The organism is Streptococcus alactolyticus (genome assembly GCF_042649785.1).
Lineage (GTDB): Bacteria > Bacillota > Bacilli > Lactobacillales > Streptococcaceae > Streptococcus > Streptococcus alactolyticus.
This window is the reverse complement of sequence record NZ_JBHRZX010000019.1, coordinates 1-20,293: the sequence shown is the minus strand read 5'-3', so window position 1 is coordinate 20,293 and position 20,293 is coordinate 1. Positions and strand designations below refer to the sequence as shown.

Genomic DNA, 20,293 nt, shown 5'->3' with positions numbered 1-20,293 from the left:
GAAATAACTTCTCTACTGGTTGAATTAAGCAGCTTCCGATAATGATTTCTTCTAGAAATCGTTGATATGCTTGACAAAAGGTAGAAAAGAGAACAGCTTCTCCTGTTCTCTTACGTTTAGCTATGAAGGCTAATTCTAAAAACTCTTACCACTTACTAACTATCAATGATTAATCAAAATAATGAATCAATGTTTTTTCGGTCAGAATATCTGAGTAGGTGTATGATTCAACGTAAGAATTGTTGATGGCACCTGGAACATCTGAGTTTTCATTGTATTCCACGATGAACAACGATGGGTAAACTTCTGTCAAACGACCGATTTTATTTTTTTCACGTTTGCGACCATTTTCTAGTGTCAATTCAACCAATTGACCTTCATGGGCTTTGATTTCTTCTTTGATTTTTTTCATTTTGGCTACATCTGCAAATGCATCACTCATTTTATTATCATACTCCTTTTAAATGGTTTAATTGCGTTCCTCAAATGGTGCAATACTCGAAAATTTATTGTATTCCTTTTGGAAGATTAGTTTGACTGTTCCACGTGCACCTGAGCGGTTTTTCTCTAGGATAACCTCGATGGTGTTATCCTCAACAGCATCATCTTGCTCTTCCCCTTCACGACGGTAGTAATCATCACGATAAAGGAAAGCCACGATATCAGCATCTTGCTCGATAGAACCAGATTCTCGAATGTCTGACAAAACAGGACGTTTGTCTTGACGTTGCTCAACACCACGAGATAACTGACTCAAGGCAATAACAGGAACTTTTAATTCTTTTGCTAAAATCTTCAATTGACGTGAGATGTCAGAAACCTCTTGTTGTCTGTTTTCAGGACGAGTTCCTGTGATGAGCTGCAGGTAGTCAATGACAATCAAGCCCAGCCCCTCATCAAATTCTTGCGCCAATTTTCTAGCACGCGCCCTGATTTCAGTGATTTTAATCCCTGGTGTGTCGTCAATATAAATAGGTGCCTCGGCTAAAGCACCTTGAGCAATCGTTAGGTTATTCCACTCTTGATCAGTGAGTTGCCCAGTTCTTAGATGGTGTGAATCGACCATGCCTTCTGCTGCTAGCATACGATCGACCAAGCTTTCAGCTCCCATTTCCAAGGAGAAAATAGCAACTGGCTTTTCTTGTTTCGTTCCAACATTTTGAGCGATATTCAAGGCAAAAGCCGTTTTCCCCACCGCAGGACGAGCCGCTAAAATGACCAGTTGATCTGGATGTAAACCTGTTGTAATCTTATCCAAATCACGAAAACCTGTTGGCAAGCCCGTCACCTCGCTAGTCTGATGCGAACGCGCTTCTAGGTTTTCATAATTCACCTTCAAAACCTCTGAAATACGTCGGAAACCACTGCGATTGCTATGCTCATTGATATCAACCAAGGCTTTCTCAGCTCCAGCAATAAGTTCTTCCGAATCAGTCGTTCCATCATAAGCAAGGTTTACAGTTTCTGTCAAGCGTGCGATGATATTACGCAAAGTGGCTTTTTCAGCCACAATCTTTGCATAATATTCCGCATTGGCACTGGTCGGTACACTATTGACCAACTCAACAATGTAGGATAAGCCACCGATATTTTGCAAGTCCCCTTGATTGTCTAAAATCGTCCGAACGGTTGTCGCATCAATGGCTTCATTGCGATCAGAAAGAGCAATCATGGCTTTAAAAATAATCTTATGGGCGTACTTGTAAAAGTCATCTGGGCTCACATACTCACGAACGGTAATCAGTTTGTCTGGAGAAATAAAAATGGAACCTAAAACCGATTGTTCTGCCAGTAAATCTTGTGGCTGAACCCTTAATTCAAGATTCTCCGCCAATGTTTTTCACCTCCCCGTGCCTTTTTCAACAACCGATTACATTTCTTTGATGTTCAATTTGATATCTGCACTAACTTCTTTGTGCAATTTAACAGGAACTTCGATCATGCCAATCGCACGAATTGGGTGGTCTAATGCAATAGCACGTTTGTTAACTTTCAGACCGTATTGTTTTGCCAATTCTTCAACGATTTTTTTAGCTGTGATAGAACCAAAAGTGCGTCCGTCAGGACCAACTTTTTCAGAAAATTGCACGACTGTGCTTTCTTTTTCAAGTTCGACTTTCAAAGCTTTGGCTTCTGCTAAAATTTCAGCTTGCGCTTTTTCTTCTGATTTTTGTTTGCCTTTTAATTCGCCAATGGATTGGTTTGTTGCTTCTTTAGCAAAGTTCTTTTTAATCAAAAAGTTTTGAGCATAGCCTGTTGGGACTTCTTTGATTTCCCCTTTTTTCCCTTTTCCTTTAACGTCTGCTAGAAAAATAACTTTCATCTTGCAACCTCCATATTTTCTTTTAAATCATTATCAATAACGGTAATCAACGATTGCTCGGCTTGAGCAACCGTAACATCTGACAGTTGACAGGCAGCTAGGGTAAAGTGACCTCCGCCACCCAATTCTTCCATCATGCGTTGCACATTAATCTTGCTCCGACTGCGGGCTGAAATAGCAACCTTGTCAGGTGCAACTTTTACAATCACAAAAGTGGCTTCAATACCAGCCAAGGATAACATGGTATCTGCAGCTTTACTAGCTGTAACCTTACTGTAAATCGTTCCCTCTTCACCACTTGCAATGATGATATTATCATACAACTTACGCCCTCGAAGAATCAATTCATTTACCAAACGATATTCTTCAAAATCAGTTTGAGAGATGTTTTGAATTTCGACGGTATCGCTACCTTGAGATCTGAGGTAACTAGCCACATCAAAGGTTCGGCTGGTTACGCTAGCTGAAAAATTCTTCGTATCTAACATGATACCAGCCATTAAGATACTAGCTTGAAACTTACTAAGTCGTCTCTTTGAATTCTGAAATTGAATCAGCTCACTCACCAATTCACTCGCGCTGCTTGCACCACTTTCAATGAAAGATAGTATCGCATTCTCTGGGAAATTACTATCCCTGCGGTGATGGTCCACAACAATCACATCTGTAAACTTCTTGTAAAGCCTATCTGACAAGGTCAAATCTACTTTGGAGTGATCCACCATGATTAGAAGGGACTTTTCCGTTACCATGTGAAGAGCCTGAGCCACAGTCACCAATTTCGTTCTACCCTCTTCCTGCAGCCGTTTAATGGCGCGCTTGATGTCGGGGCTCATCTCGTTGGGATCGTAAACTACGTAAGCCTCTTCGATGATATTGCTGGCAAAAAATTGCATCCCAACAGCAGCTCCAAGAGCGTCCATGTCCAAGTTTTTATGCCCCACTGTAAACACACGGTCAACACCTTTAATGTGATCAGAAATAGCAGTCATCATGGCACGTGTCCGTGTCCGTGTTCGCTTAACTGTTGATACCGAACCACCTCCAAAATAAAGGGGTTTTTTATATTCACCATTTTCACAAACAACAACTTGGTCACCCCCACGAACAAGGGCCGTATTAAGATTTTGAAGGGCTATTCTACCGATTTGCTGATGGTTATCATCTCCATAAGAAACCCCCATACTCAAGGTCAGAGGCAATTTATACGATTCTTTTACCTGCTTTCGAAAATCTTCTAAGACGGTAAATTTGTCCTCAATTAAACTGCTCAAAACAGCATAATCTGTAAAGAAATAAAAGCGGTCCATATCCACTCGACGGTAAAAGATATTCTTTGTCTTTGTAAAATTCGATATGAAATTAACGATAAAACTATTGATTTGTGACGTTTCGGCATCTGATAAATCATCCGTCACATCATCATAGTTATCAATCGAAATAATCCCAATTACAGGACGCAACAAAGCGGCATCCCCCAACTGGCGATTTCCCATCGAACTGTCAAAAAAGTAAAAAATACCAGACGACGAATCGATATAAGAAGAATACTTGTTACCATTAAACTCAAAGGTTTGACTGGCATCTCCTTCACGTTTGTTGCTGATAATCTCTTGAATGAGATCTGCCTCGAACTCCCCTTCCTCACTAGTAAAAATCAACTCAGAATAGGGATTAAACCACTCCACCTCATTGGTTTCTTGGTCAAATTGAACCACACCAACAGGCATTTGTTCCAACAAATTCTTTAAATTGACCTCAGTCTGGTCATTCAATAGCTCAACTTGTTCCAACTCTGAAAACTCATAGCTTTCTTTTTGGTAATACAAAAGCGCAACAAGTGAAAGCACGACCAAAAAACTAGCGAGCAAAATAGGTGTTTGTGTATGAGCAAGCCTAATGCAAATCGCTAAAATACTAAATAAAATGAAGCCTATCATCACCAAATGAATGGTTGCAAATCGAAATCTTTTCATTGAATAACCTCTTAGTATGTTATTATACCATAAAACAGCCCTATTTAGTAGAGCTGTTAGGCTAAGAGATTGAAAAATATAGTCTTAATTTTGTGAGTGTTTATAGCGTTTTTGTTTGCCTTCCAGATATACCATCAAAATAGAAATATCAGCTGGATTCACCCCTGAAATACGACTAGCTTGACCGATGGTTTCTGGATTGATTTTCTTGAATTTTTGACGGGCTTCTGTCGCAATAGAATCAATGTCATCCCAATCAATATTGGCTGGAATGCGTTTTTCTTCCATTCGTTTCAACTTTTCGACTTGGTCGAGAGCTTTATTGATGTAACCTTCATACTTTATTTCAGTTTCTAACAGTTCAATAACTTTGCTATCCAATTCTTCCTCAGCTGGTCCGACAAAGCTTGTGGCAATGTCATAAGTGATTTCAGGACGACGCATGAATTCTTTGGCTGTTAAGGCATCTGTTAAAGGTTTAAATCCTAGTGCTTCAATGCGTTCGTTGGTTTCTTTGATAGGTTTTAATTTAACAGTTGACAATCTTGTCAACTCGTTGTCAAATTGACGTTTACGCTCTTGGAAACGTTGGTAACGGTCATAATCTACCAATCCAACACGATGACCGATTTCTGTCAAACGCATATCAGCATTATCATGACGCAAAATCAAGCGGTATTCTGCACGGCTAGTCAACAAACGGTAAGGTTCCAAAGTCCCTTTTGTAACCAAATCATCAATCATAACGCCAATGTAGGCGTCACTGCGTTTCAAAATCAATTCTGGTTTTCCTTGGACTTTCAAGGCAGCATTGATACCAGCTACAATTCCTTGCCCAGCGGCTTCTTCATAACCAGATGTTCCGTTAGTTTGACCTGCTGTAAACAAACCTGAAATGGTCTTTGTTTCAAGGGTTGCACGCAATTGGTGTGGCAAAACAATATCGTACTCAATCGCATAACCCGTGCGCATCATTTCTGCATTTTCAAGACCTTTGATAGAATGCACCAAATCCTTTTGAACATCTTCAGGCAGACTGGTTGACAAGCCTTGAATATACACTTCCTCTGTTTCACGACCTTCTGGTTCTAAGAATAACTGATGGCGTTCTTTATCCGCAAAACGCACAATCTTATCTTCAATAGATGGGCAATAACGAGGTCCCACCCCTTTGACAATTCCTGAGAACATCGGTGCACGATAAAGGTTTTTATTGATAATATCGTGACTGTCTTGGTTGGTGTAGGTCAACCAGCAAGGAATTTGGTCTTTCAGGTAATTTTCATCCTTAGACATAAATGAGAAATGATTTGGGTTCTCATCTCCAGGTTGAATCTCGGTTTCATCGTAATTAATAGAACTTGCCTTCACACGCGGTGGTGTTCCTGTTTTGAAACGTCCAATTTCAAGCCCAAGTTCTTTCAAATTATCCGCCAACCCAACAGAAGCCAAGCTATTATTTGGACCAGATGAATATTTCAACTCTCCTAAAATAATTTCCCCACGAAGAGCAGTTCCTGTTGTGATGATCACAGCCTTAGCTGAAAATTTCTGATTTGTCGCTGTACGCACCCCAACAACTTTGCCATCTTCAACCAAAATTTCCTCAATCATCGATTGACGCAATGTCAAGTTTTCTTGTTGCTCAACGGTATGTTTCATTGTTTGAGAGTAAAGAGCTTTGTCCGCTTGGGCACGAAGGGCACGCACAGCAGGACCTTTACCTGTGTTGAGCATTTTCATCTGAATATAGGTTTTGTCAATATTTCGTCCCATTTCACCGCCAAGAGCGTCAATTTCACGGACGACAATCCCTTTTGCAGAGCCACCAATGGCAGGGTTACATGGCATAAAAGCCAACATCTCTAGGTTAATGGTCGCTAGAAGGGTTTTACACCCCATACGAGCTGATGCCAAACTCGCTTCAACACCAGCATGCCCAGCACCAACAACAATTACATCATAATGTTCAGAAAATTCATGTGTCATGGTTCACCACAATATCACGTAAACATCCTTCAGCAATGTTTACGAAAAGCTTTCCTTTCCAACTAAAATCAAATGACTAAAAACACAAAAAATAGCCAAAGCCTCGAAAATCGCACGTCAAAAAACGTACCATTCTCATGAGCTTTGACCATCATGAATATTGTTATGGTTATTGTATCAAATCAGTTTCAAATGTCAAATATCTTGCTGATTATTTTAACCATTTTGTTAGCAACTTACTTTACAGACTTGTCAACTAAATGTATTGGCAAGCAACGCCATTTTTATAGGCCATATCAATGATACCGCCGCCTAGGCATTCTTCACCGTCATAGAAAACAACGGCTTGGCCTGGTGTGATGGCACGTTGTGGTTCAGCAAAGACAACTTCTGCCTTGTCCCCTTTTACATGAACCGTCACTTTTGAGTCTGGTTGACGGTAACGGAATTTGGCCGTCACTTCCATTGTAAATTCTTCAGGCATTTCACGTGTAAAATGAACGCTTGAAGCGTCAAGGCTAGTTGACATGAGTGATTCATGGTAGAAACCTTGACCAACGTAAAGAATGTTTTGTGACAAATCTTTTCCGACAACAAACCAAGGTTGGTTATCGCCACCTTGTTGTCCACCGATACCAAGGCCGCCACGTTGACCAATAGTATAATACATCAAACCAGCGTGTTCGCCCATATCACGACCATCAACTGTCATCATACAACCTTTTTGCGCTGGCAAATAATGACTAAGGAATTCTTTGAAGTTCTTTTCACCGATAAAACAAATACCTGTTGAATCTTTTTTCTTGGCTGTGGCAAGTCCTGCACGTTCTGCAATTTTACGAACTTCAGGTTTTTCCAAATGCCCAAGAGGGAACATCACTTTTTGCAATTGTTCTTGTGATAATTGACTCAAGAAGTAAGTTTGGTCTTTGTTATTATCGGCCCCACGTAGCATATGAACAGTACCGTCTTCATCACGAGAAACTTGGGCATAATGTCCAGTTGCTACATAATCAGCTCCAAGCGTCATGGCATAATCAAGAAAGGCCTTAAATTTAATTTCCTTGTTACACATCACGTCTGGATTTGGTGTGCGTCCTGCTCGGTATTCTGCTAAGAAATACTCGAAAACGCGATCCCAATACTCTTTTTCAAAGTTTACAGAGTAGTAAGGAATGCCGATTTGGTCAGCAACAGCTGCTACGTCTTTGTAATCTTCGGTTGCCGTACAGACACCGAATTCGTCTGTGTCGTCCCAGTTTTTCATGAAAACACCAATAACATCATAACCTTGCTCTTTTAAAAGCAAAGCTGTCACTGACGAATCAACGCCTCCACTCATACCGACAACAACACGTGTTTTTGAATTATCTGTCATGATAATCCTCCCATCAAGATATTTTTTTCCAACATAGGCTTGAAGGGCCCAGTTTTTCAAAAATCGATTTGAAGGTCGATTTTGAATGCGTGAAACCACGCAACTTCTATTATACCATGAAATAGTATTTCTGTAAGTCTTTTACCCGTAATGACAAAGCTTTTCTCTTTTAACATCGTTTACCCTTTTTCATTCCTCTGTTATAATAAGAAAGCATAGATTAACAAAGGAGTTCGCATGAAAAACCTTAAATTCCAATCTGTATTTGATATTATTGGTCCTGTGATGATTGGTCCTTCAAGTAGCCACACGGCTGGGGCTGTTCGTATTGGAAAAGTCGTCAACTCGATTTTTGGAGAAATTCCTGACACAGTGACCTTTCATCTGTACAATTCATTTGCCAAAACCTACCGTGGACACGGAACAGATAAAGCTTTAGTAGCAGGTATTCTTGGAATGGATACCGACAATCCTGACATTAAAAACTCACTAGAAATTGCGCATCAAAAAGGTATCCGCATTTATTGGGATATTCTCAAAGATAGCAATGCGCCGCACCCCAACACAGCGAAAATCACTGTGGAAAAAGGCGATAAAACCATGAGTATTACGGGTGTATCCATCGGCGGAGGGAATATCGAGGTCACCGAGCTAAATGGTTTTTCGGTATCTCTGAAGATGAACACACCAACATTGATTATTGTTCACCAAGACATTCCTGGAATGATTGCCAAGGTTACCGATATTCTCTCAGCCTATCATATCAATATTGCTCAAATGAACGTGACGCGTGAAAGTGCGGGAGAAAAAGCTATTATGATTATTGAAGTGGACTCACGCGACTGTCATGAAGCCGTTGAGAAGATTCAACAAATTCCACATTTACACAATGTTAATTTCTTTGATTAAAAAGGAGAGGTATGTTTTATTCTATAAAAGAACTGGTCGAACAAGCTAACAGTCGTTTCGACGGTCATATTGCCGAATTGATGATTGCTACGGAAATGGAATTGAGCGGTCGCAGTCGTGACGAAATTTTGCATATCATGACACGCAACCTCGAAGTCATGAAACAATCTGTCATCGACGGCTTAACGCCAAGCAAATCCATCAGCGGATTAACTGGGGGAGATGCCGTCAAAATGGACGCCTATCTCAAATCTGGTAAAACCCTATCTGACACCACTGTTCTGACAGCCGTTCGCAATGCCATTGCCGTTAATGAACTGAATGCCAAAATGGGACTGGTTTGTGCCACACCGACTGCGGGGTCTGCTGGTTGTTTACCAGCTGTTTTAACAACAGCGATTGACAAACTCAATCTTTCTGAAAAAGAGCAGCTAGACTTCTTGTTTACGGCTGGAGCTTTTGGCCTTGTTATTGGAAATAACGCTTCTATTTCAGGTGCCGAAGGAGGGTGTCAAGCGGAAGTTGGCTCTGCCTCTGCCATGAGTGCGGCTGCATTGGTTCAAGCTGCTGGTGGTTCTGCCTTTCAAGCCAGCCAAGCGGTTGCCTTTGTCATTAAGAATATGCTTGGGCTTATTTGTGACCCTGTTGCTGGTCTGGTAGAGGTTCCTTGTGTCAAACGTAATGCTCTAGGTTCTAGTTTTGCCCTCGTTGCCGCTGATATGGCCTTGGCTGGTATCGAATCACAAATTCCAGTGGATGAAGTTGTCGATGCCATGTATCAAGTTGGTTCAAGCCTACCGACAGCTTTCCGTGAAACTGCAGAAGGCGGTCTAGCAGCCACACCAACTGGACGACGCTTACAAGCTCAGATTTTTGGGGATTAAGTTAGATATTTTAGTATTTCGATACCAAAACATCTAACTTGACATAGTTGTCAATACAAAGTTGACACAGTTTACAAAGGAGTAAATATGACATCTGTTTTATTCGACCTCGATGGAACATTGGTAAATTCTAGTCCTGGCATTCTTGCTGCCTTTCATTTTGCTTTTGAACGATTACAACTTCCTTTACTAACAGATAAAGAATTGTCAACATTTATTGGTCCACCTTTGGAAGTCACTTTTGCCCAATATTTCACAGAAAAAGATGATATTGACCGTGCCATACAAACGTTTCGTGAGTACTATAATCAAAAAGGTGTCCACCAAGTTTCACTTTATCCTGGGATTGCTGACTTGTTGGAGGAATTAAATCGCCTAGGCTACTCTTTATACGTCACAACCAGTAAGCATGAACCCATGGCCCAACTCATGTTGACAGAACTTGGCATTATGAAGTATTTCAAACAAGTTTATGGCTCTACGCCTGAACATTTTCATAAAGCTGATGTGATTGCAACCTGCCTCAAAGACCACCAACTCCCACTTGATACAACGGCTATTATCGGGGATACCAAATTTGATATGATTGGTGGAAAAGAAACAGGTATCCGTACTATTGGGGTAACTTGGGGCTTTGGTAGTAGCGAGAGTTTGAAAGAACATGATGCAGAAACCATCTGCCAAACGCCACAAGATGTGCCAAAAGCTCTTCAAGATTTACAATAATAGTTAAAAGCAACCTTTTCTTAGGTTGCTTTTTTGTAACATTATCAATAGCAAAAAAAGAAGGTTGCAATAACCTTCTTTTTGATTTATCTATGATACTTATCTTAGTACCAACCGTTAGCATTCCAGAAAGCCAAGGCTGCTGACCATGAACCGTAGCGGCTTGCTACATAAGCGTCTGCAACGCGTTCTTGGTTTTCAGGTGAAAGGTCACCGTTAAGATAAGATGAAGTCAATTGGTAACGACCATAGTATTGTCCGTTTTGTGCTGTGTAGCTACCGCTTGATTCACGTTGTGCGATTGTTTCTTTCGCTGCTGCATCTGATGAGCTAAGTGATGATGAGTAGTTTGAAGTTGTTGTAGTTGCTGCAGGTGCAGATGCTTCAACAGCGGGTGTTTCGCTAGCTGTTTGTGCAGGCGCTGCTGCTGCGTCCAATTCAATTGTTTGACCAACAGTGATGAAGTGGATATCAGAAATACCGTTTACTGATGCCAAGTAGTCAACTGTTGTGTTGTGTGCTGAGGCAATCTTAGAAAGAGTATCTCCTGATTGAACAGTATAAGAATCAGCTTTAGCTACTGATGGGGCCAATAAAGCCGCTGCGAATGCTGCACCAGCAACTCCTAACTTAACTGATTTAGATTTTGTTTTTAAAATATTGTTTTGCATTATATGCTCCTTTTGATTTCTAACTTAGTACAGGATATATAATACAGGGTTTATGTTACCTCCGTTTTAGTCTTTTGTTAAGAATGTTACAAAAAGATTGATATAACATAAAGAAAACGCATTCAAAAACAGGTTTTAGCTTTCTTTAAGGAAAAATAAGGCTATTCCCAAGGCAAATAATACCATTAACGCCATGGTATCACGACTTTGCCATTGCAAGATACGGTATTTGCTTCTACCTTCTCCTCCTTGATAACCGCGTGCCTCCATCGCCAAGGCCAGAGCATCCGCACGTTTAAAGCTAGAGGCAAACAAAGGAATTAAAATCGGAATGATGGATTTTACCTTTTGGAGAAGGTTTCCTTCACCAAAATCCACCCCACGCGCCCTCTGAGCGTTCATAATACGTGTGGTATCGTCCATCAAAGTTGGCACAAATCTCAAACTCAAAGACAACATCAAGCCAATTTCGTGAGCAGGTACCTTCAAACGTGCAAAGGGCTTCAAGAGTGATTCTACCGCATCAGCTAGACTCAGTGGCGTTGTGGTTAAGGTCAAAAGAGTTGAAAAACAGATAATCAACACAAAACGAATGAAAATCAAAATTGCTTGACTAAGCCCGTAACTGGTAATCTTTAGAAAACCAAGTTGAAAGTAAGTTTCACCACCATGAGTGAAAAACATCTGAAATAAGGTAGTAAATAGAATAATACCAATCATAGGCTGAATGCCCTTTAAAAAGAAGCTTAATTTTAACTGCGATAGCAAAATGATAACCAAAGTAAAGCCAATCATGATGGCATTGGTGACGACATTATTCGCCCAAAAAACGATAATGACATAAGCAATCATAGCCAGCAACTTACTTCTTGGGTCTAGTCGGTGAATCAACGAATTTCCTGGGACGTAGCGTCCTAGTATCAATTTATCCATGTGTAATAACCTCTACAAATTCCTCTATCGTAATCGGAAGATTCTCCAATTTTAGCCCCCTATCCACTAAATCTTGGGCAAATTGAGTGATTTTAGGGACTCCTAGTTGTTTGCTCTTCATAAAGGCAACATCTTGAAAAATAGTTTTAGGATGCCCTGAGCGGACCAAGTGCCCACCTTCTAGGATATTAACATGGTCAGCGTAGTTAGCAACGTCATCCATTAAATGAGTCACAAGGACAATTGTCATGCCATTTTGGTGTAAGGTTTTAAATAGGGTCATTAATTCACGGCGTCCTTTGGGGTCAAGACCAGCTGTTGGTTCATCCAAGACCAAAATATCTGGTTCCATGGCTAAAATACCTGCAATCGCCACGCGCCTCATCTGACCACCTGAAAGTTCAAAAGGATTTTTATCAAAAAATTCCTGACCGATACCCACCATGGCTAATTTATCACGTGCGATATCTTCGGCTTCTTCTTTTGACACACCAAAATTTTGCGGACCAAAAGCGACATCTTTGAGAACGGTTTCTTCAAAGAGCTGACTTTCTGGAAATTGAAATACCAAGCCCACTTTTTTACGAACAGACTTGATCTCTTTGTTTTTAGAATCGGCTGTTATCTTAACATCATCCACCAACACACAGCCCTTAGTGGGGACATTTAAACCATTTAGCAACTGCATAATCGTTGACTTTCCTGAACCTGTATGACCAATGAAAGCGGTATAAGAGCCCTCTGTAATGCTTAAGTTAATGTTAAAAAGGGCACGCCCTTCAAAAGGTGTCCCCGCTTGGTATGTATAATCTACGTTTTCAAGAGTAATTCCCATAATTGATCCTCTAAATCTTTTTCTGTCAGGTAGTTTTGGGTAAAATCAAAGCCTTTGTCTTTTAAAGCTGATATGAGATTTGTCGAAAATGGAACATCAAGCCCCAAGGTTAGCAAGTCATCCCCTCTATTAAATAATTCTTCTGGGGTTGAGCTAGATTCCACTTTTCCTTTTTTCATGACCAAGACGCGGTCACTTAAAGCCACCTCATCCAAATCATGCGTGATAGAAACCACTGTCATCTGATATTGCTTGCGAATCTCTCTAATCGTTTTGATGAGCTCTAGGCGACCTTCTGGATCCAACATACTCGTCGCCTCATCCAAAATAATAATATCAGGCTGCATGGCTAGAGCTCCAGCGATAGCCACACGTTGTTTTTGACCACCTGAAAGACGTGACGGCTCTCGGTCAGCAAATTCAGACATGCCAACCAAGTCCAAAGCCTTTGCCACGCGTTCCTTCATCTCATCCAAGGGAATGCCTTTGTTTTCAAGACCAAAAGCCACATCGTCTTCAACCGTCGCGCCGACAAATTGGTTATCTGGGTTTTGAAACACCATACCTATCTTGTGGCGAATATCCCAGACATTGTCTTCGGTCAATAAATCACCTTCGATAAAAATCTGCCCAGATTCTGCAGCCAATAAACCGTCTAACAAACGTACCGTGGTCGATTTTCCTGATCCATTATGCCCAATAATAGACAACCACTCCCCTCGTTTCACGTGAAACGATAAATCATCCAAAGTGTTGTGTTCTTGATTAACATCGTATTTGAAGGTCAAATGCTTCACGTCAATGCTATTTGATGTCATTTAAACGTATCCTCAAACAGGAATCCTGCTTCTCTGAAATAATCGTACCCTGAGTAAATGGTGAAGATAAGAGCAACATAAATTAAAATGGTTCCTATCAATGTGAAGTGACATAATAGGAAAATAATAGAAAACATTTGTGTAAATGTTTTGATTTTCCCAGGCATTTCTGCCGCCAAAACCGTTCCACCATTTTCAACTAATAACAAACGCAAACCTGTAACTGCCAATTCACGGCACACAATAATAGCTGCAATCCAAGCTGGTACCATATTCATAGCCACCAACATGATAAAGGCTGTCATGACTAGCATCTTATCTGCTAATGGGTCAGCAAATTTACCAAAATTGGTCACAACTTTCCAGCGTCTTGCCAAATAACCGTCTAAATAGTCTGTGATGCTCGCGATGGCAAAGATTGCCGCAGCGACAATATGACCAGTCATGTTATTCCAAAAAACCAAAACCAGAATAAACACAGGTATCATGACGATACGCGCCAAGGTTAGTAGATTGGGGATATTTTCTTTTTTTATCATGTTCATTTTCATCCTATTGAATATTAAGTGTAATATAACTCAAAGTTGTGCTTGTGATGGCTGAAGTATCAACTTTTTGTCCGTTAATTGTTACTGTAACACCTTTTGTCACTCCTAGAGTAATCACTGATGATTTAGTTCCTGAAGCAAGGGTTGCAGAGTAACTTGTTGTACCTGTTGAAGAAAGGAGAACCCCTGAATCTCCTGAGGCTGAGTTGGTAACAGATACCCAACTGCTGTCAGCTCCTGATAACGAAATATCAACCGTCACAGTGTCTGGTACATTTGATAGATTCACAGTCAAATTGCTACCACCACCTTCTGTCGTCATTTTCAACTTGTTGTCAGACGATGATGAACTTGTTGACGTTGATGTTGATTCAGAAGAGCTTGAACTACTTGTCGACGATTTGCTATAAACGACAGAATAATCGGTATTCGCAGTGCGGCGGTCGCTTTGCAATTGATTCCACGTTACCAATGACACAAATGCCAAAATTCCCAAAGCCACCAAAGAAAGGAGGATAATCGGAATATAAGACGCTGTCACTTCTTCATTTTTATGACGGCTTGAACGTGAGCCAACTACCATATCATCTGTTCTCACGTTTTGAGAAACACGTTGTGTGCTTGTTGGTGTTTCTGTTTTGTAAGGGACTGCTTTAGAAGTAGGTGCAGCTTGTTTTGGTGCTGGTGCCTTTTTGTCTTCCTTAACAGGTTTAGCTGCTCTTTGCTTACGGTATTTCGCCAATAAATCAGCCGTATCCAAATGAACACATTCCCCATACTTTTGTATGAAATCTTCAATCTGATTTTCAGGAATTAATTGAAACTGCTCCAATTCCAAGGCTAACAGATAAGACGATGAAATGGAGGTTTTTTCTTCAACTTCTTCTAATGTGAGATGTTGTGCAACTCGACTTTCTCTTAAAATATCACCAATCGTTTGTTCTTTCATGTAAAGTTATCCTTTAATAAAAATATAATCAGTTCTATTATAGCAAAATTTTCACAGTATTTCGCTTTTATTTTGGCAAGATTGTGAATTCTGTGACGTCAGCTGTTTTCAGAAAATGCATTCCTGTTTCCACTACTTCTGTGAAAGTAAGACTTTCCAAGAGCGTTGGAATAGTAAAATAATCGCCCTTACCAAGATAATTCACAAACTGCATCCCCAACTGCTCAATAGAATCCAATTCTCTAAAAAATGCCCCGTATAATTCTCTTTTGACAATCGTAAAATGTTCTTCTGACAAGTCAGCTAAGGCTGCGCTGTCATGACTAACCTTATCCAAATGCTTTCTGATTTGATTGAGCATGGCAATCGGTTCTAAAGTATCTAGCGACACCATGACAAATTGAAAGGCTGAGTGGATTTCCATTTCAAAATCAAACGAATCGTCGATATAACCTTTTTTATAAAGGTCTTGATAATAATGGGAAGTCCAACCAATCACCATACCAAAAAAGAGTTTTAAAGCCAGTTCTTGTCGCAAAACAGATTGGTGACTCTCAAGCGGTTGCCCACGAAAACCAATAGCAATCTTAGGCTGCGTAATATCCATTTGAATATTGCTGCGTGGCACGACAGGGTGGTAAGCTAACGCCTCTTTTTCAATCACGCTCTTATCAGCAGGCGTTTTTTCCTCATCTTTTTCAGTCAAAGAAGCCAAAACAGCGTCTTTATCAAAATGACCGACCAAAACTAAGGTCATATTGTCAAGTTTATAAAACGTTTGATGACTCTCCTGCAAATCAGCCAAGGTCATTTTTTCCAAACTAGCATTGCTACCTGCGATATCTGTCGCCAAGGCTGTATTGGGGTAAAGATTTTCAAGAACACCTTGATACAAGCGATAATCAGCATCATCTTGATACATGGCAATCTCTTGCCTGATAATGTCTTTTTCCTTTAAAACCGATACTTCTGTCATAGAAGCTTCTAAGATAAAGTGCCGCAACACATCAAGGTTTTCATTGACCTTATCAACGGTTGAAAAATAGAAACACGTTTTATCAAAAGTCGTAAAGGCATTGACCTCAGCACCTAAATCAGTGAACTGAGTTGTAACGTCCTTTCCTTCTGCCATTTCAAATAATTTATGCTCTAAAAAGTGAGCCAAACCTTCTGTATCTTGTTTCAAATGGTTATTACTAATGAATTGGGTATCCATCGAACCATATTGAACGCTGAGTAAAGCAAAGGCTTCCTTAAACTCATTTTTTGGAATCAAATAGACGGTTAGACCATTTTGCAAAGTGGTTGAATAAACCGTTTCTTGACTATCTAAAAAAGTGTGTTCATTTAAAGTAACCATCTATTTTCCCTCCAAAAAGTAGAGTGCTTGCAAGGCTATCTCTTTTGAATAAGCTACAACATCTGCTTTACAAACATTGTCAACCTCTTTGACTAAAGTGTCAACACCACGACTACCTATGCCATGATAGTCATTATACACCCGCTCAATAGTCGCTTTAGGCGAATCGCCAGATAGGACAACGTTTGTTTTTATCAATTCTTTCGTACGGTTCAAAAAGGTTTCTGAGAATCGTCCTGATTTCAAATGGGACAATTGCTTGTTGATAAGTTTTAAAACCTTCATCTGATTCTCAGCGTCAATCCCAGCGTAAACATTGAGTAAACCCGTGTAAATATCAAAGCAACTGCCAATCGTATAGGCCAAACCTTCTTTTTCACGTAATTCCTCAAATAAACGCGAATGTGAAAAACCGCCAAATAAACCATTGAAGACTAATAAAGTCGCGTAATCTTCATCAAAATAGCGTGTTGGAAAATAATACCCCAACTGTAAGACCGACTGGCTGACTTCTCTCGTTTCCACCTGTTCTCGAATAACATTGCTCTTGTCTTGGTTGTAAGCAAAACGCAAGGTTTTGTCACGATTTTCAAACGGGAATTTATTGAACAACTGCAACATACGGTAGTCATCAAATTCTCCCAGTAAAAAGATATCCAACTGGTCTTCTCTAAGCATTTTTTGAAATTCTTGGTAGGCGGTGTAGGAGTTTTCAGCAGCAACCAAATCAGCCGTACCATACTTAGACACTTGAAAAACAGGGCTATCGTAGAAAATCTTCTTCAAGCCTAACTCACTACTGTAAAAACTATCATCATTATCCACTCGTAAATACTGAATCAAATTGGCTTGCTCAATGTCAAAAAGCTTCGTCTGGTACTGTTCAACAGTGATAAGAGGCGAAAACAAGGTGTGATACAAAAAATCAATAATATCTTCTAAAATATTTTCTCCTGTCTTGACCAGACGATTTTTCAAGAAAGAGATTTCGATATCCACGATATGCACTAAGCCTTTGGTTGAAACCTTAGTTGACAAACTAGCCCCGTAAAGACTAGCCAAACGTTCTCTGAATCGCTGAGCTGTCGGATAAGTCGCATTTGCCGTTGCTAAAATCTGTGCCACCAAGACACGTTTTGCTACGGTTTCCTGCTGAAATTCTCCCGAAAAGCGAAAGGTTAGGTGGTTCATTTTAAATTGTTCGTTTTGGATTAGGTGTAACGCCACGCCATCAACTAATTTCATGATAAATTCCTTACTAAAAAACCTTAATTACCTAAAATTATACCATGTTTATGTTATAATTACTTGGACTACAGAATGGAGAATGCAATGAAATACACATTATTTGATGATTTTATCACCTTACAAGCCTTGTTAAAAGAACTTGGCATTATCAAAAGCGGAGGTGCTGTCAAAGGCTACTTGGCTGAAACCGCTGTACTTTTTAATGGAGAGGATGAAAAACGCCGTGGAAAAAAACTTCGTGTTGGTGATGTTATTACAATCCCACACGATGCCCTTGAAATTGAAATCGTAGAACCAACACCTGCTGAAAAAGAAGAACACCAACAAGAAATGGCTGAAAAAAAACGTGTGGCTGACTTGGTTAAAACCTTGAATAAGCAAGCAAAAATCAAAACCAAGAAAGACCAACCAAAACAAAATAAAACACGCAAGCCAGTTCGTTTCCCAGGAACTTAACATGTGGATTCAAAAAATCACTTTAAAAAACTACCGCAATTACACTCAAGAAGAATTGACCTTTTCTTCTGGTTTGAATGTCCTTCTTGGTAAAAATGCCCAAGGAAAAACGAATTTCCTTGAAGCCATTTATTTTTTAGCTCTGACCAGAAGCCACCGCACACGAACAGATAAGGAACTCATTCATTTTCAACAGCAAGACCTTTCGGTATCAGGTTTGTTGCAGCGTTCCAACGGTCGAACAACCTTGGATATTCAGCTGTCAAGCAAAGGGCGCTTCACCAAGGTCAATCACCTCAAACAAGCCAAACTGTCTGATTACATCGGAACAATGACCGTTGTTTTGTTTGCTCCTGAGGATTTACAACTTATCAAAGGGTCACCTAGCTTGCGTCGTAAGTTCGTAGATATTGATTTGGGGCAAATTAAACCGATTTACCTATCTGATTTATCCCAGTACAACCATGTGCTAAAGCAGCGCAATACCTATCTCAAAACAGCAGCAAAAGTGGACGCTCAGTTTTTAGACGTTTTGGATGAGCAATTAGCAGAATTTGGTAGCCGCGTCATCCAGCAACGGTTGCAATTTATAGCCAGTATGGAACAAGAAGCTGACCGCTACCATCACACCATTTCAAACCAAACAGAGCACCTGAAAATACACTACAAATCTTCCATTCCATTTACAGAAACAACGAACTTAAAAGAACATTTTTTACAAGCTTTGCAAAAAGCACGCCAACGTGATTTACTCAAAAAAACGACCAGCGTTGGACCACATCGGGATGATTTAGCCTTTTTTATCAACGATATGCCCGCTGGTTTTGGCAGTCAGGGACAGCATAGAAGCCTAATCTTGTCTCTCAAAATGGCAGAGGTGGAACTTATCCAACAAAATACAGGCGATTATCCTATTTTATTACTTGATGACGTGATGAGTGAGTTGGACAATTACCGTCAAACAGAATTGCTCAAAATGATTATTGAAAAGAACGTTCAAACCTTCATCACTACGACAAGCCTTGACCATCTTACCCAAAAACCAAAAGACCTAAAAGTCTTTACCGTTACTAACGGCGTGATACAAGAAAAAGCTGAGTCTTAAGACTCAGCTTTTTTATTGCTTACGTTGACAAAGTTGTCAAGGCTTAATATGATTTAACAAATCCAAGTAAGACTGCTCCGACGATGAAGCAAGCAATACCAATGGTCAACCAACGCATTTCCTTGCGTGTTTTGGTTTCTCCCAAGAACAAGATACCACCAACGATAGAAATGACAACCCCTAATTGTGAGAAACTAAAGGCAATAGCCAATCCTGCTTTAGCAGCAGCTAAAAGCATAAAGATGTTACCAACTCCCCACATCAAACCAACCAAGGTATTTTTAAGAACAACTGGTTCAAATTGAATTCGGAATTTCATGAAAATCATAGCTCCCAAAACCATACCAACTGACATTGGGAAAATAACAGCTAGTGCGTCAAATTTCATGATGTTGTTAAACAAAATCGTGTATGACAAATAACCAACAGTTGAGTAAGTTAAGGCACGGAAACCTTTACCAAAGTCTGTCATTCCATTTGTTTCAGCGTTGTCAGAATCACGTTTACTTGTAAAGTAGAATCCGATAACCAATAAGATTAGGGCAATGATACCAAGTGTGTATTGAATTGGTTTGCTCCATTCACCAAAGACAATAGCACCAATCAAGCTACCAAATACCAATTGGGCACCACTAGACAATGGATTCCCGACAGAAACCCCCATATACTGCATGGCACGGAATTGACCGTTTTGCCCCATAGACCAAAGCATTCCCCCAATGATACCGAAAACCCAGAGGGAAACTGACATTTCTGGTCGAACAAACAACCAAACCACAAATGCAAACAAAAGGGCACCTAATGTCATCCCTAACGTTTGTTGATTGGGTTTACCACCAATTTTATTACTAACAAAACCAATACTTCCCCATGCGAACATAGGAACTAATGCATATAAAATACCTTGCATGTCTTCTCCTTTATTATCTTGATTTACAAATAGTCTAAAAAGTATCCGTTTACATTATGATGAAAATTTTTTCCACTTTTTTGCAAACATAGTTATATATTTTACCATAATTTTCATTATTTTGTAAAGGAAATAATGGATTTATGTCAAATAAAAAGGGCTCTATAATTTCTGGCCAAATTTCAAGTTCAAATTAGCCAGTCTGTAAAAACTCTTTAGGAGATTTATAATTGAATAGTTTCTTTGGATAGTTGTTAATCCAGTTTTCAATAAAT

General features: G+C 39.9%; 20 protein-coding genes. 5 read left to right on the top strand and 15 right to left on the bottom strand.

Features of this window, described 5'->3' with window-relative positions; translation table 11 throughout:
* Positions 1-169: 169 nt before the first annotated feature.
* The 6 genes from ACFORE_RS05120 to mnmA form a co-directional block, all read right to left on the bottom strand.
* Positions 170-442, bottom strand: a complete 273-nt coding sequence (locus ACFORE_RS05120) for a Veg family protein (RefSeq protein WP_154455094.1) — start codon at positions 440-442, stop codon at positions 170-172.
* A 27-nt stretch (positions 443-469) separates the two neighbouring features.
* Entirely contained in the window at positions 470-1,834 is a 1,365-nt protein-coding gene (gene dnaB / locus ACFORE_RS05115) for a replicative DNA helicase (RefSeq protein ID WP_154455093.1), read from the bottom strand.
* Between the two features lie 36 nt (positions 1,835-1,870).
* A complete protein-coding gene (rplI, locus tag ACFORE_RS05110; protein WP_235281018.1) occupies positions 1,871-2,323 on the bottom strand; it encodes a 50S ribosomal protein L9 in 453 nt (150 codons plus the stop codon).
* Positions 2,320-4,299: a DHH family phosphoesterase gene (locus tag ACFORE_RS05105; protein ID WP_235281019.1), complete on the bottom strand. Its 1,980-nt coding sequence runs from the start codon at positions 4,297-4,299 to the stop codon at positions 2,320-2,322. Before ACFORE_RS05105 ends, rplI begins: the two co-directional genes overlap by 4 nt.
* Before the next feature lie 84 nt (positions 4,300-4,383).
* Complete coding sequence (gene mnmG / locus ACFORE_RS05100; RefSeq protein ID WP_154455090.1) at positions 4,384-6,288, bottom strand: tRNA uridine-5-carboxymethylaminomethyl(34) synthesis enzyme MnmG; 1,905 nt, start codon at positions 6,286-6,288, stop codon at positions 4,384-4,386.
* A gap of 256 nt (positions 6,289-6,544) precedes the next feature.
* Positions 6,545-7,666: a tRNA 2-thiouridine(34) synthase MnmA gene (gene mnmA, locus ACFORE_RS05095; RefSeq protein ID WP_154455089.1), complete on the bottom strand. Its 1,122-nt coding sequence runs from the start codon at positions 7,664-7,666 to the stop codon at positions 6,545-6,547.
* Between the two features lie 237 nt (positions 7,667-7,903).
* On the opposite strand from mnmA, the gene sdaAB reads away from it, so the two are divergent.
* The 3 genes from sdaAB (at position 7,904) to ACFORE_RS05080 (ending at position 10,185) form a co-directional block, all read left to right on the top strand.
* Positions 7,904-8,575: an L-serine ammonia-lyase, iron-sulfur-dependent subunit beta gene (sdaAB, locus tag ACFORE_RS05090; RefSeq protein WP_154455088.1), complete on the top strand. Its 672-nt coding sequence runs from the start codon at positions 7,904-7,906 to the stop codon at positions 8,573-8,575.
* Positions 8,576-8,586: 11 nt separating this feature from the next.
* Positions 8,587-9,459, top strand: a complete 873-nt coding sequence (gene sdaAA / locus ACFORE_RS05085) for an L-serine ammonia-lyase, iron-sulfur-dependent, subunit alpha (RefSeq protein WP_154455087.1) — start codon at positions 8,587-8,589, stop codon at positions 9,457-9,459.
* An 87-nt stretch (positions 9,460-9,546) separates the two neighbouring features.
* Positions 9,547-10,185, top strand: a complete 639-nt coding sequence (locus ACFORE_RS05080; RefSeq protein WP_154455086.1) for an HAD hydrolase-like protein — start codon at positions 9,547-9,549, stop codon at positions 10,183-10,185.
* Positions 10,186-10,289: 104 nt separating this feature from the next.
* On the opposite strand, the gene apf is transcribed toward ACFORE_RS05080, so the two are convergent.
* From apf to yfmF, 8 genes are all read right to left on the bottom strand, one after another.
* Positions 10,290-10,856: an aggregation-promoting factor gene (gene apf, locus ACFORE_RS05075; RefSeq protein WP_380435029.1), complete on the bottom strand. Its 567-nt coding sequence runs from the start codon at positions 10,854-10,856 to the stop codon at positions 10,290-10,292.
* 135 nt (positions 10,857-10,991) lie between these two features.
* A complete protein-coding gene (locus ACFORE_RS05070; protein WP_269725644.1) occupies positions 10,992-11,789 on the bottom strand; it encodes an energy-coupling factor transporter transmembrane component T family protein in 798 nt (265 codons plus the stop codon).
* Complete coding sequence (locus ACFORE_RS05065; RefSeq protein WP_154455083.1) at positions 11,782-12,624, bottom strand: energy-coupling factor transporter ATPase; 843 nt, start codon at positions 12,622-12,624, stop codon at positions 11,782-11,784. Before ACFORE_RS05065 ends, ACFORE_RS05070 begins: the two co-directional genes overlap by 8 nt.
* The gene (locus ACFORE_RS05060; RefSeq protein WP_154455082.1) at positions 12,600-13,442 is read right to left on the bottom strand and encodes an energy-coupling factor ABC transporter ATP-binding protein; all 843 of its coding nucleotides are present in this window, start codon (positions 13,440-13,442) and stop codon (positions 12,600-12,602) included. The genes ACFORE_RS05065 and ACFORE_RS05060 overlap by 25 nt, the downstream gene beginning before the upstream one ends.
* Positions 13,439-13,981, bottom strand: a complete 543-nt coding sequence (gene pgsA, locus ACFORE_RS05055; protein WP_269725645.1) for a CDP-diacylglycerol--glycerol-3-phosphate 3-phosphatidyltransferase — start codon at positions 13,979-13,981, stop codon at positions 13,439-13,441. Before pgsA ends, ACFORE_RS05060 begins: the two co-directional genes overlap by 4 nt.
* A gap of 13 nt (positions 13,982-13,994) precedes the next feature.
* Positions 13,995-14,939 (bottom strand): helix-turn-helix domain-containing protein, encoded by a 945-nt coding sequence (locus tag ACFORE_RS05050; protein WP_154455080.1) that lies wholly within the window; start codon positions 14,937-14,939, stop codon positions 13,995-13,997.
* A gap of 67 nt (positions 14,940-15,006) precedes the next feature.
* The gene (yfmH, locus tag ACFORE_RS05045; protein WP_154455079.1) at positions 15,007-16,299 is read right to left on the bottom strand and encodes an EF-P 5-aminopentanol modification-associated protein YfmH; all 1,293 of its coding nucleotides are present in this window, start codon (positions 16,297-16,299) and stop codon (positions 15,007-15,009) included.
* On the bottom strand, positions 16,300-17,544 hold the full coding sequence (yfmF, locus tag ACFORE_RS05040; RefSeq protein WP_269725646.1) for an EF-P 5-aminopentanol modification-associated protein YfmF: 1,245 nt from the start codon (positions 17,542-17,544) through the stop codon (positions 16,300-16,302). It lies immediately after the preceding gene.
* Between the two features lie 87 nt (positions 17,545-17,631).
* On the opposite strand from yfmF, the gene yaaA reads away from it, so the two are divergent.
* The gene (gene yaaA / locus ACFORE_RS05035) at positions 17,632-18,003 is read left to right on the top strand and encodes a S4 domain-containing protein YaaA (RefSeq protein ID WP_380435028.1); all 372 of its coding nucleotides are present in this window, start codon (positions 17,632-17,634) and stop codon (positions 18,001-18,003) included.
* Between the two features lies 1 nt (position 18,004).
* Complete coding sequence (recF, locus tag ACFORE_RS05030) at positions 18,005-19,108, top strand: DNA replication/repair protein RecF (protein WP_154455076.1); 1,104 nt, start codon at positions 18,005-18,007, stop codon at positions 19,106-19,108.
* Between the two features lie 43 nt (positions 19,109-19,151).
* On the opposite strand, the gene ACFORE_RS05025 is transcribed toward recF, so the two are convergent.
* Complete coding sequence (locus ACFORE_RS05025) at positions 19,152-20,018, bottom strand: GRP family sugar transporter (RefSeq protein ID WP_235281045.1); 867 nt, start codon at positions 20,016-20,018, stop codon at positions 19,152-19,154.
* Between the last annotated feature and the right edge of the window lie 275 nt (positions 20,019-20,293).